The 13,058-nt window shown below is 60.4% G+C and carries 10 protein-coding genes; 4 read left to right on the forward strand and 6 right to left on the reverse strand.

Features of this window, described 5'->3' with window-relative positions; translation table 11 throughout:
* Position 1 precedes the first annotated feature (1 nt).
* Both ACW9JC_RS13615 and ACW9JC_RS13620 read left to right on the forward strand, forming a co-directional pair.
* Positions 2-877: a metal ABC transporter substrate-binding protein gene (locus ACW9JC_RS13615; protein ID WP_457455347.1), complete on the forward strand. Its 876-nt coding sequence runs from the start codon at positions 2-4 to the stop codon at positions 875-877.
* Positions 878-1,027: 150 nt separating this feature from the next.
* Complete coding sequence (locus ACW9JC_RS13620) at positions 1,028-1,936, forward strand: His/Gly/Thr/Pro-type tRNA ligase C-terminal domain-containing protein (RefSeq protein WP_457455349.1); 909 nt, start codon at positions 1,028-1,030, stop codon at positions 1,934-1,936.
* Positions 1,937-1,971: 35 nt separating this feature from the next.
* Here ACW9JC_RS13620 and ACW9JC_RS13625 read toward each other — a convergent pair whose 3' ends face one another.
* The gene (locus tag ACW9JC_RS13625; RefSeq protein WP_457455351.1) at positions 1,972-2,493 is read right to left on the reverse strand and encodes a DUF3617 domain-containing protein; all 522 of its coding nucleotides are present in this window, start codon (positions 2,491-2,493) and stop codon (positions 1,972-1,974) included.
* Between the two features lie 133 nt (positions 2,494-2,626).
* Between ACW9JC_RS13625 and cls the strand changes: the two genes are divergently transcribed.
* Complete coding sequence (gene cls / locus ACW9JC_RS13630; protein ID WP_457455353.1) at positions 2,627-4,066, forward strand: cardiolipin synthase; 1,440 nt, start codon at positions 2,627-2,629, stop codon at positions 4,064-4,066.
* On the opposite strand, the gene cfaB is transcribed toward cls, so the two are convergent.
* The 5 genes from cfaB to hflK (ACW9JC_RS13655) form a co-directional block, all read right to left on the reverse strand.
* Positions 4,063-5,250, reverse strand: coding sequence for a C17 cyclopropane fatty acid synthase CfaB (cfaB, locus tag ACW9JC_RS13635; protein WP_338583941.1), 1,188 nt, complete (start codon positions 5,248-5,250; stop codon positions 4,063-4,065). The genes cls and cfaB overlap by 4 nt on opposite strands.
* A 191-nt stretch (positions 5,251-5,441) precedes the next feature.
* Positions 5,442-7,352, reverse strand: coding sequence for a heavy metal translocating P-type ATPase (locus ACW9JC_RS13640; protein WP_457455355.1), 1,911 nt, complete (start codon positions 7,350-7,352; stop codon positions 5,442-5,444).
* Positions 7,349-8,407 carry a protease modulator HflK gene (gene hflK / locus ACW9JC_RS13645; RefSeq protein WP_457455357.1) on the reverse strand — a complete coding sequence of 353 codons (1,059 nt, stop codon included), beginning with the start codon at positions 8,405-8,407 and terminating at the stop codon, positions 7,349-7,351. The genes ACW9JC_RS13640 and hflK (ACW9JC_RS13645) overlap by 4 nt, the downstream gene beginning before the upstream one ends.
* Positions 8,404-9,444, reverse strand: a complete 1,041-nt coding sequence (gene hflC, locus ACW9JC_RS13650; RefSeq protein WP_338583944.1) for a protease modulator HflC — start codon at positions 9,442-9,444, stop codon at positions 8,404-8,406. Before hflC ends, hflK (ACW9JC_RS13645) begins: the two co-directional genes overlap by 4 nt.
* On the reverse strand, positions 9,441-11,399 hold the full coding sequence (hflK, locus tag ACW9JC_RS13655) for a protease modulator HflK (RefSeq protein WP_457455361.1): 1,959 nt from the start codon (positions 11,397-11,399) through the stop codon (positions 9,441-9,443). Before hflK (ACW9JC_RS13655) ends, hflC begins: the two co-directional genes overlap by 4 nt.
* 213 nt (positions 11,400-11,612) lie before the next feature.
* Here hflK (ACW9JC_RS13655) and lpdA point away from each other — a divergent pair, with 213 nt between their 5' ends.
* Entirely contained in the window at positions 11,613-13,013 is a 1,401-nt protein-coding gene (gene lpdA / locus ACW9JC_RS13660; RefSeq protein WP_457455360.1) for a dihydrolipoyl dehydrogenase, read from the forward strand.
* Positions 13,014-13,058 lie beyond the last annotated feature (45 nt).

Genomic DNA, 13,058 nt, shown 5'->3' on the forward strand with positions numbered 1-13,058 from the left:
GATGCGCGCTTTACTCGTGCTGTTCAGTTTGATGCTGTCGATGTCGCTGTCTGCCGCTGAAAAACTTCAGGTGGTCACCAGTTTCAGTATCCTCGCCGACATGACGCATCAGGTCGGTGGTGATCACATTCAGATCACCAACATGGTCGGCCCCGACGCCGATGCTCACACTTACGAGCCGACACCAGACGACGCCCAAGCTCTGTTGAAGGCAAAACTGATCATCAAGAACGGCCTGGGATTCGAACCATGGCTTGATCGCCTGGTAACCAGTACCGAGACCAAAGCGCCAGTGATCAGCGCAAGCCACGGCGTCATTCCGCGCGATCTGGATGAAGACGGCGAAACCGTTCCCGATCCGCACGCCTGGCATAACCTGGCGAACTCCGAGTTGTACATCAGCAACATCACCAAGGCATTGATCGCTGCCGATCCGGCCAACAAGGGCGACTACCAGCGCAACAGTCAGGCTTACCTGAAACAGATCCATGCCCTGCTCGTGGAAGCCAAGGCCAAACTCGGTTCGTTGCCACCGGGCAACCGCAAGATCGTAACCTCCCATGATGCCTTCGGTTACCTAGGTCAGGCCTATGGCATCGACTTCATGGCTCCGCAGGGGCTGTCCACCGAACGCGAACCTTCGGCTAGCGAAGTCGCTGCGTTGATCACTCAGATCCGTCAGGCCAAGGTCAAAGCGGTGTTCATGGAAAACATCAAGGACGCGCGTCTGCTCAAGCAGATCGCCGACGAAAGCGGCGCCCGGATTGGCGGCACCCTGTACTCGGATGCGCTCGCGGCGAGTGGTCCGGCGAGTACTTTTACCGGGTTGTTCGAATACAACCTCAATACCCTGTACAACGCGTTGAGCAAGCCATGATCCGCAAATTGTCGACCTGGTGCGCGGATACAAAGCCCTGCAGAACGAGTTTTAAACGGGCACGACAAATGTCTACATGACAGCGGGCTGGGTTTGGTTTTAAGGTTTATCCGCTAGTGCGTGTGATCGAAGCATTCGAGAACAACAATCATGATCCAGATCACCCTGCCCGATGGTTCATTGCGAGAATACGATCAACCGCTGTCCGTACATGAAGTTGCCGCGAGTATTGGCCCCGGGCTGGCCAACGCTGCGGTAGCAGGTCGGGTGGACGGCGTGTTGGTGGACTGTGAGTTCATGATCCGGGCCGATGCCCGGGTCAGCATCGTGACGCCGCAAGAGCCCGACGGGTTGGAGATCCTGCGACGCTCCTGTTCGCTGATGCTGGCGATGGCGGTCAAGCAACTGCATGCCCATGCGCAATTGCGCACGGGCTCGGTGCTGGGTGACGGGTTCTATTGCGAGTTTGATGTCGAGCGCCCGTTGTCGACGACTGACCTGCCGTTGATCGAAGCACGCATGCAATCACTGGCGGCGACCAATCATTCGATCCGTCGACGGCAGACGCCCTCTGCGTCGACGCATTCCGAGAACCTGTCGTTGTATCGCCTCGGCGACACCGAATATTTGACGACAGGACCGCATGTGCCCACCACCAAGGTGTTGCAGGCATTTGCCCTCGATCACATCAATGGCACCCTGCAACAACGCATCTATGGCACGTGCTGGTCCAGCCACCAGGAACTGCAGCAGTGGCGCCTGCCGCCCCACGTGATGGTCGTCAGCATGGATGACCGGCAGACAACTTACGCCCATGCGGTCACCGAGCGGCTGCGCAGAAGTGGTGTGCGCGCCCTCGCAGATCTGCGCAACGAAAAGGTCCGCTACAAGATTCGACATCACAGTCAGACGGTGCCGTACCTGGTGGTGGTCGGCGAGAAGGAAAAGGCTGGCGAATTTGTCAGTGTGCGCAGTCGCAGCGGGGAGGATTTCGGCAGGATGAAGATTGATGCGGTGTGTGAGTGGTTGAGCTCGATAGGCGCGCTCCCACGGGGATAATCTGACCCGTGGGAGCGCAGCTTGCTTGCGATGCTTTAAGCGCGTGGTTTGACGGTGCCGCAATCCTGCCCCAACCACACGGCACGACTCTCGAGGCTACCCTTCTGGTTGATGCCGGTGGCATTGAACGTGCCGTTGACCTTGGTGGTGAACTCACGGTCACTGAGGAACGTGGCGACACCCGCACCTTGCGCTTTCGGGCAGCTGAAGCGGAATTTCCACTGGTTGCCGGTGCGATCAGTGATTTCCTGCTTGCAGCCCGATTGCGGGTCGGTCAGCGGGATATTGTCGCTCTTGACCTGCTCCGGCGTCAGGCACGCGCGAATCCCTTTGCCGCCCATGGTGATGCCCTGTTTCTCCAGCTGTGCGCGCTGTTCAGGGGTTATCTGGCTTTGTATTTGACCGAGGATCAGTTGCAGATCCGGCAGGTTCTGGTCATCGACCTTCATGTTGCTGGTGGTCAATTCCCACAAACCCGGCTGCAGCATCTGCGCCTGAGCGGCCACAGGAAGTGCCAAACCCAGCGTAATGGCCAAACCCAGCAGACGAACGTTCATCGTGTAACTCCTGATCAGTAGTGGCCGTTAGACGTCAGCCGCGGGCTTCGGTTCATGGGCCAATTAAATAGCGACATTCTGCCCGGAACATGGTCTGTTAAGCATTGAATCTTCAGGAGCAAGGCTGCCCCCCATGGATTATTTCGGACCGCATATCTTCGGCTACACCATCGCACTGCTGCACTCCCTGGGCACGATCGCCGCGATCCATGCCGTGTTGACCGTTCGGACCGCCCAAGGCTCGATCGCATGGGCCCTGTCCCTGGTGTTCATGCCTTACCTGACACTCATCCCCTATCTCGTGTTCGGCCGTAGCACCTTCGACGGCTACATCAAGGCACGGCGCCAAGCCAACGAAGAAATGCGCAAGGCCATCTCCGAGCTCAACTGGCGGCCGTGGGTCGAAGAAGCGCTGACCGCTCGTGCATCCCACGCTTATGCATCCCTGAGGGCAATGCCGAAGCTCGGACGAATGCCCTGCCTGGCAAACAACGAAGTGCACCTACTGATCAATGGCCGGGCGACCTTCGATGCGATTTTTGATGCCATCCGCCAAGCCAAAGAAGCGGTCCTGATCCAGTTCTTCATCATTCACGACGATCGCCTCGGCCAACGGCTGCAAAACCTGCTGCTGGAAAAAGCCGCTGAAGGCGTGGCGATCTATCTGCTTTACGACCGCATCGGCAGCCATTCCCTGCCCCACAGTTATGTGCAAGCGCTGCGCGATGGTGGCGTCGAGGTCAAAGCCTTCGCGACCCGCAGCGGCTGGCTCAACCGTTTCCAGGTCAACTTCCGCAATCACCGCAAGATCGTCGTGGTCGACGGCATTCTCGGCTTCGTCGGCGGACACAACGTCGGCGATGAATATATGGGCGAGAAGCCGCCTCTCGCGCCTTGGCGCGATACCCATGTGCAAGTACGCGGGCCGGTGGTCGCCTGTATGCAGGAGTCCTTCGCCGAAGACTGGTTCTGGGCCGCCCGCTCACTGCCGCCGCTGATCCTGCCAGAGGTGTACCCGGACGACGGCGTACTGTGCCAATTGCTCGCCAGTGGACCGGCCGATTCCTACGAGACCTGTTCACTGTTCTTTGTCGAAGCCATCCACGCAGCAACTGAACGGGTATGGATCACCAGCCCGTATTTCATCCCCGACGAAGCGGTATTTGCGGCATTGCGCCTAGCGGTACTGCGCGGTGTCGATGTGCGGATTTTGCTGCCGTCACGGCCCGATCACCGGATCGTTTACGCAGCCTCCAGCCTGTATGCCTTTGAAGCGGTGCGCGCGGGCGTGCGCGTATTCCGCTACGAACCCGGTTTCCTGCATCAGAAAGTGGTGTTGATCGACAACGAAATCAGCGCCATTGGCAGCGCCAACATGGACAACCGTTCGTTCCGGCTGAATTTCGAGGTGATGTTGTTGACCGTCGACAGCGTGTTTGCCGCCAAGGTGGAACAGATGCTCAACGATGACTTCGCCCAGGCTCACGAAATCGCCAAGGACGAAGGCCGGGAGACCCACCGCCTGCAAAAGGTCGGCATGCGGGTCGCCCGGCTCATTTCGCCGATTCTTTAAGGCGTGTAGATATCGTCGCGAGTCCATGGCAGTTCGTGGCTGCCATCGGGATGAGCCTTCACCGCAAGGATCTGGTGCAAGTTGATCCAGCCCTTGGCGAACGCATACGCGCAACCCGCCAGGTACAAGCGCCAGATGCGCAACGCTTGTTCCGGCACCAGTTTCCCGGCGGCCTCAAGGTTGTCTTCAAGGCGCTCGCTCCAGTGGTCCAGCGTGCGCGCGTAGTGCAGGCGCAGGCTCTCGACATCAACGATCTCAAGCCCTGCTTCGCTGATCTCGGCAGAAATCATCGACAGGTGCGGCAACTCGCCGTTGGGGAACACATACTTTTCGATGAAGTCACCGGCACCGCGTCCCACCGGACGGCCATCGGTGTGTTTGGCGGTGATCCCATGGTTCATCACCAGGCCGCCCTCTTTCACCGCGCCGAACAGGGTTTTGCAGTACTCGGCCAGGTTCGCATGACCGACATGCTCGAACATGCCGACGCTGACCACTTTGTCGAAGCGCCCGTCCTGCGGCAGATCGCGGTAGTCGAGCAGTTGCAGCTCGACCATGTCCTCCAGCCCTTCCGCTTTTACGCGCTCGCGGGCCAGGGCCAATTGTTCCTTGCTGAGGGTAATGCCGAACACCTTTGCGCCGAACTCACGGGCCGCATACCGCGCAAGCCCGCCCCAACCACAACCGACATCCAGCAAATACTCGCCAGGTTGCAGGCGCAACTTGCGGCACAAATGGCGGAATTTTGCCTGCTGAGCCTGTTCAAGGGTTTCACTGCCTGTCTCGAAGTAAGCGCAGGAATACGCCATGTCGCTGTCGAGCCACAGCTGATAGAAAGCGTTGGAAAGGTCGTAGTGATAGGAAATCGCCTTGGCGTCAGTCTCCTTGTCGTGGAGAGTGCGCACAGGCTGGCTGTCATCAGCCTCATCCAGCAGCGCCTGACTCCATTCATCGCAGACGCGGATCACGTCGCTGATGGAACCTTCAAGCTCCAGTTTGCCCTCGACGAATGCCGCTCCGAGCGCATCCAGGCTGGGATGGGTGAACTGGGTGACCATTTGTGGGTCCTTGACCACAATCGTGACGCTGGGCGTCGGCCCCAGATTGAATTCATGGCCGTCCCAGAGTCGCAAGCGAAGCGGCAATTGCAGATTCTGTAAGGCCGGTGGAAGTTGCGCGAGCATGGATAATCCCCCTTGTTTCAGACGTCTGATGAGAGGGTAGACCATCCTTGAAAAATAGCAGGCTATCGATTTGATAGCCGTTTTCTATGATCCCCAAGGCTGCAAACACCCTCACGAACCCACAAAAAACTGCTGTGTCCTCACCCTAGATGACTGCGAACACAGCAAACAGTTCTAAAAACTCACTTCACTCAGGCCTCGTCTTTTAGCTTGAGCAATGGCTCCTGAAACCGCAACAGGCGCCCGGCATTCCCCAGGACCAACAAAGTGCTGAGGTTATGCAGCAACGCGGCAATCATCGCCCCCGCCGCGCCGAGCCAGCCAAACGCCGCGAAGGCAACGATTGCCAGCGTCCAGCCCAGACCGATAATCACGTTGACCTGCAAGGTGTGCCGGCACTGTCGACTCAAGCGCACGCAGGTGCCGAGGCGGCGCAAGTCACTGCCGATCAACACGATATCGGCCGAAGCCAACGCGATATCCGCACCGCCCGCGCCCATGGCAACGCCGACCACACCGGCCTTGAGGGCCAGCGAATCATTGATGCCGTCGCCCACCACCATAGGCCGAAAACCGTTACCGATTTCTTTCAGCACGCGATTGAGCTTGTCCTCGGGCAAGGCCTGCGCCTCGACATCGCTGATGCCGACATCCCGCGCCAGCGTGTGCGCGACGCTTTGCCGGTCACCGGTAAGCAACAGTTGCCGACCCAACCCCAAGTCACGCAACTCGCTCAGGGCAAACCTGGCTTCGGGTTTGACACTGTCGGCCAGTAACAGCCAGGCGAGGAATTCACCGTTGAGCGCCAGCCCGGCAATCGGGCCGTCGTGTTCGGGAATGACAGAGGTGGGAATCTGTAACTGAGCAAACAGTTCTGGTCGCCCGAGTGCAGCCTCGCCCTGCTCCGTCATAGCCACCACGCCCAGCCCCTGACGCTCATGAATATCCGTGAGCAGCAGAAAGTGCTCCTGCGTTACCAGCCCGGCCAACGCGCGGCTAACTGGATGGCTGCTGGCGGAACCGAGGCTGGCGGCCAGTTTCAGCACGTGGCTACGATCCTCCAGCGGACTGTCAATCGATTGCAGGCGCAACGTGCCGAAGGTCAGGGTCCCGGTCTTGTCGACCACCAGCGAGGTCAGGTCCGCCAGCTCTTCGAGAAACGCCGAACTGCGGATCAGAATCCCGTGCCGCGCTGCCACCGCTACCCCGGCGATCGCGGTCGCCGGCGCCGATAACACCAGCGCACACGGACACGCCGCCACCAACACCGCGAGCATGGCTTGGGCATCGTTGGTGATGAACCAGGTCACCGCCGCCAGCAGCAACACCAGGACCATGTAGCTTCCGGCGTAGCGTTCGAGCAGTCGCGTGATCGGTGGCTTGGAGCGCTCGGCGTTTTGCATCAGCGCGATGACTTTGCCGAGGGTCGATTCGTGGCCGGTACGGGTCACTTCGATGCGCAGCAAGCCATCGAGATTGATCGCACCACCGAACACCGACATGCCGACACCGGCCTCCATCGGTACCGATTCGCCGGTAATTGAAGCCGTGTCGAGACTCGCCTGCCCGGACAAAACCCGGCCATCCGCCGGTACACGATCACCGGCGCGCACTTCCACATGGTCACCCGCCTTGAGCGTGCCGTTGTCGACTTCGATGATGGAACCGTCGGCCTGGAGCTTTCGTGCGTGGCTGCGCGTCAGTTTGCCGAGGGCATGAATGGCCTCCTGCGATCCGATCACGCTGCGCTCTTCCAGCACATGGCCGAAGATCATGATGATCGGCAGCAAGGCCGCCGTGAGCAGATCGCCGGTGGCCCAGGCACCGAGCATGGCCAACGCGATCAACTGGTCAGTGATGCCGTGCAAACTCGGATAACGCAGGCTGTACCAGGCCGAACGCATAACCGGCACGGCCACCAACAATGAAGCAAAACCCAGCAGCAATTGGCTGACGCCGGTCTGCTCCGGCGACAACCAGCGCCAGGCCAGTCCGAGCGCCAACAAGCCAAGTGCGAGCATGGCCAAGGTCAGTTGGCGGGCGGCGCTGCGTTGTTCGGCAGAGGACAACAGGCTCGGTGCAGCGGCGGTTTGCGCAGTCATTGTGCAGCTCCCTGAATGATCAGGCGGGAATCGTCTTTCGGATTGACCGTGGTCACCGAGCCAGCCTGATTCAGAATTTTCGGCATCCGCTCACGGTAGATTCGCAGCAGCATTTGCGGATCGGTGCCTTGTTGTTGAGCTTTGGCCAAACTCAATACCGTGGCCGTGTCAGCCGACGCTTTGGCCAACCGTTCACTCGCCTGGGCATGGGCGACTTGCAACGTGCGGTCGGCTTGCTCGTTGGCGGTCTGGGTCAGTTTCTCGGCTTCGGTGCGTGCATTGGCCACGGCTTTGTCAGCCTGCTGGCTGGCCGTCAGCACCGCGTTGAACGCGTTCACTGCAGGGCCGGGCAAACTCGATTGCACGTCGACCCGCGCCACTTCGATCCCCAGCCCCTGTCCGGTTGCGGCCAACTCCGCGAGCCGTTGATTGATGCCTTGCACCAGATCACCGCGCAGGCGTTCACGTCTTTCAGCCGCTTTATTATCGGCGCCGATCAGCTCCGGACGTGCAACCAGAATGGTGTCCAGATCACGCGCCGCCGTCAGTACCACAGCACTGCGGGTGACGAGGCGATCCAGTGCCGGCAGCACGTGTTCACTCTGCAGTACAAAGGCGTAGGGATCGGTAACTTTGTAGAAGACCCGCACATCGAGTTGCACCACTCCGGCATCACCGGTCAGCAAGTAACCGGAGCCCGCGAGGGCATCGCTGATCGGTGTGGCAAAACTGGCCACGCGATCGGCCTGTAACGCCACATCACTGCGCAGTAGATTCTCCACTCTGCGCTCGATCACCCGGTCCGCTGCCGCCAACAAAATCACCTGCTCAAAAGGTCGCGGCCAGGCCAACAACAGTCCGGCATTCTGGATACGATCCAGCGCACCGAAGTGCAAAACCACTGCGCGATTCTGCGGATCGATTTGCCGAACATTGGAGAATGCCCACGCCAACGCGGCCAATACCGTGACCGCGTACAACGCAAGAAAGGCCAGGCGCCCGGCTTGAATCCAGGGGCTGCTCAGCTCATTTGTTCCACGTGGAACCAAACTCATGGCTGCGATCCGGACTTGTTATCGAGGCTCGGCGGACCGTCAACCAACACCCGGAACGGCGCGGCATCGGTGCGCAAAATCAGCTTTGTTCCGGGCGTGACCACCGTGCCCAAGGTGTCGAGCGAGCGCAGCAGGTTGTAAAGCTGAGGCGAGCCCGCGTACGCACGACCGTAAATCTGTGCAGCTTCGACGCGGGACTGCGCTTCGATGTCAGCCGCTTTGACGGTGGCGTCGGCTTGCACGATTCTCGCATCACGCTCGGCGGCGGAACGAATTTGTGCGGCTTCACGTTTGCCGATGGCGGTGCGTTCGGTAGCGATGGTTTCGCGCTCGGCACGCATGCGATCGACCGTGGCAGTGAGCGTGACCGATGGCAATGTCAGCCGCTCGATGCCGACTTGCAGCACACGCACGCCGTAAGTGGTAAGTAGCTGCTGATCGATTTGCTGACGCAGCTGCGCTTCAAAATCGGCAATACGCACCTGACTGGCGTCGGTGTTCACCAAGTTGGCCAGATCGAAACTGCTGGCCGTGGTTTCCAGTGCCGAACCGATGAAGGTACGAATCTGCCGCGCGGCTTCGTCCGGCTGATTCTGCACGGCGCGCATGAAGCGCTGCACGTTGTCCGGATCGCCTTGCACCTGCCACGCCACATAAGCCTGAACGATGATGCGCAGACCATCCCGCGTGCCCACGTCTTGCAAACCGCTGGACGTGGTGCGCAATCGCAGGTCCACCGGGATCGCCGCTTCGAACGGCGCGGGCCAACGCCAGCCAAGACCCGGCTCCAGAAGCACCCGCGACGGGTTACCAAAACGGGTAATCACCGTGGCCTCGCCCGACCTCACTTGCACCAGGCTCGCGGCTGCAACGGCGAAGGCCACCAGCAACGCTGCCCAACCCATGCGCCGCCAGGGAAACGGGCCGGCTTCTTGCGGATCACCGTGATGGTGATGATGGTGACCGTGGTGATGCCCGCCATGGCCATGATCGTGGCCGGCGTGATCATCGTGATCATGAGTGTGCGACTGGCTCAATGGGCAGCTCCTGGCTGGGCGGTTTGACGCGACGGCGCAGGGTCAACCGGCAGCGTGAAGGTACGGAGGTCGATGGTCGGCGCATTGCTGCTGCCGCCCAGGCGATGATCAAGGATCAGCAGTTTGGCGTTGGCCAAGCCTTGAGAAAGTTGACTGAGGTATTGCTCCAGCACTAAGGCCTGACCGGCACTGGCGTAAGCCTTTTGCTCGGCGCTGAATTTCAGGTCCGTCGCTTGTGCACTGGCGTTGATTTCACGGGCACTGGCCGTTGCCTGATCGCGGGCGATGCTGGCCTGCAACTGCGCCTGGTTGGTGGCTTCGGCCGCCGCACCGCGCTCACGGGAGATCAACGCCTGGGCACCAATCTGCGCCGCTTGCACACCGTGATAGGCATTGGCTGCGCCGGCCGGTGGATGAATCGCTTCGACCACCGTGGCGAGAATCTCCACGCCGCTGTCGAGCTTCTGCAGGTCCGCCTGCACGGCCCTGCCAACTTCTTCAGCGAGCCCTACCCTGTCCTCACCGAGCAAACCGTCGAGGGTCCGCGAAGCGAAATCGTGAACGAGAATCCGGCTGGCGGTGCTGCGGATCAGTGTCGGCACATCCGCACTGTTGTAAGTTGCAGCCAACGCTGCCTGATCGCTCAGGCCAATACGGTAGACGAAGCGCACGTCCATGTTGACGATCTGAAAACTCTGCTTGTCGGCACGGCTGCTGGCGATGACCTGGGATTTGTCGTTCACATGGCTGGCGTCCCACAAGCGGTTGGCCGTGATCGGCGCCGGGCCTTCGGCGGGGGCAACCTGCATCGGTGTGGAAGCATCGCCGACACTGGTGGCCAACTCGTGGACCACGCCATTCTCGACGCTTAGTACCCGGCCCAATGGCCAAGGTAAACCTGCATGCAAACCGGGGCCGAACACCACCACCGGTTTGCCGAAACGCTCGTAGATACCGCGCCCTTGCAACGGTATTTCGTGGATGCCGGTAAGGGACCAACCAACGATTGCTACCACCGCCAGCACCGGCAAAAACGCCCGGCGCATGTAAGTGAATGCCCAGATCTGCCGCAGATCGATGCCGAAGCGGTTGTGCAGTTCGTGCTGCAACGCCAGCAGCGGTTGCGGTGGCCAACGCAGCATGTCCGCGACAAAGCTACGTGCCAGCAACGTCGGTTCGATCTGTTCACGGCGAGGGCTGAACAGTGACAACACGGCGCGCAACAACAACTCCACGGCGACCAGACCCGGCAGCAGGCCGATCAGCACCGCCAGCCGCACCGGCCAGACTGAAGCTTCGCTGCCGAACAACAGGCACAACGCACCGAGCACGAGGCTGATGATCGATACGCGAGACAGCTGCGCCAATGCTCCGGCTTCGGGCCACGCGGCCGTGTTTTCCTGAGCCAGTTGGCGCTCCAGCACCAGCAAACCGAAAGCCAGCAACAACGCCAGGGCAGCGCCGACAGTGGCCGACAAGCCCAGCGCTGCGGGTGGTAAACCAAGGTTCCAGACCTGTTTGACGCCGAGCAAAGCCACTAAAGCCCAACCGCCCAACCACAACGTCGGCGCACCGATTTGTTTGATCAGGTTCAGCCAGCGCTGGCCCATGCGATCCAGCAGCCGTTCATACCAACCCGCCGGCGCTTCGACTGCTTGCTCGACAACCACCGGCAGCACGGGACTCATCGCCCGCGCTCGCCATTGCGCCACCCACCAGGCAGATTGCAGACCAGCCACCAACACCAGCAACGCGGCGCTTTGGTTGAACAACAGCGCCGGCCAAAGTGACTGCGGCGCAAACAGCCCGACAAAGAACCCCAGCACCAGCCCCACTGCCACCAGCGCACCGAAGCCAATGGCGAACAGACGCAAGCGCCGCCCTTGAAAAACCGCCTGCTGGAAGCGCGGCAGCTCCGCTACCTGCGCCCCCTCTACATCGAGATCGACTTGCATACCACCCCAGTGCTCAGCGTTGCTCACATGGCAATTCGTTACGATATAACGAAAACGGTGAAATTTTCGTACTTTATTGCGCTATCTAAAGATGCCCAACCTGTCGCTTCGCTGAAGCCTTGACCGAAACGCGTGAAAACGCACATATTACGTTCGTAATTTTATCCAGGAACTACTTTTACCCCTCCCGATCCCCTTTCCAGGAGTAGATCCATGAGCACTTATGACGTCGTGATTCTGGGCGGTGGCCCCGGCGGTTACAACGCGGCGATACGCGCCGGCCAACTGGGCTTGAAAGCAGCTTGCGTAGAAGGACGCGCGACCCTGGGCGGTACCTGCCTGAACGTCGGCTGCATGCCTTCCAAGGCGTTGCTGCACGCCTCCGAACTCTACGACGCGGCCATGGGCGCGGAATTCGCCAACCTGGGCATCGAGGTCAAGCCGACGCTCAACCTTCTCCAGATGATGAAACAGAAAGACGAAAGCGTGACCGGGTTGACCAAGGGCATCGAGTTTCTCTTTCGCAAAAACAAGGTCGACTGGATCAAGGGCTGGGGTCACATCGACGGACCGGGCAAAGTGACGGTGACGGACAGCACGGGCGGCAAGACCGAACTGAGCGCCAAGGACATCATCATCGCCACCGGCTCCGAGCCCACTCCCCTGCCCGGCGTGGAAATCGATAACAAGCGCATCCTCGACTCCACCGGTGCCCTGTCGCTGACAGAAGTGCCAAAGCATCTAGTGGTGATCGGCGCGGGCGTGATCGGGCTGGAGTTGGGCTCGGTGTGGCGGCGCTTGGGCGCGCAGGTGACGGTGGTCGAATTCCTCGACCGGATCTGTCCTGGCGTCGACGGCGAAGCAGGCAAAACCCTGCAACGTTCCTTGAGCAAGCAAGGCATCAGCTTCAAGTTGAGTTCGAAAGTGACCAGCGCCACCACCTCGACTACCGGCGTGCAGCTCAGCGTCGAACCCGCCGCAGGTGGCACCGCCGAAATGCTGGAGGCCGATTATGTGCTGGTAGCCATCGGACGCCGACCTTATACACAGGGCCTGGGGTTGAAGAACGTTGGCCTCGCCACGGATAAACGCGGCATGCTCGCCAACAAGGGCCATCGCACCGAAGCCGCCGGCGTCTGGGTGATTGGCGACGTGACGTCCGGGCCGATGCTCGCGCACAAGGCCGAGGATGAAGCCATGGCCTGCATCGAGCAGATCGTCGGCAAGGCCGGCGAGGTCAACTACGAGTTGATTCCCAACGTGATCTACACCAAACCGGAACTGGCCAGCGTCGGCAAAACCGAGGAGCAATTGAAGGCCGAGGGCCGCGCCTATAAGGTCGGCAAGTTCCCCTTCACCGCCAACAGCCGGGCGAAAATCAACCACGAAACCGAAGGCTTCGCCAAAGTGCTGGCCGATGAACGCACTGACGAAATCCTCGGCGTGCATCTGGTCGGCCCCAGCGTCAGTGAAATGATTGGCGAGTATTGCGTGGCCATGGAGTTCAGCGCTTCCGCCGAAGACATCGCCCTGACCTGTCACCCACACCCGACCCGCTCCGAGGCGTTGCGCCAGGCGGCGATGAATGTGGAGGGGATGGCGACGCAGATGTAACAACATCAAAAGATCGCAGCCTGCGGCAGCTCCTACAAAGTTTGG

Source organism: Pseudomonas sp. SDO5591_S426 (assembly GCF_054070755.1).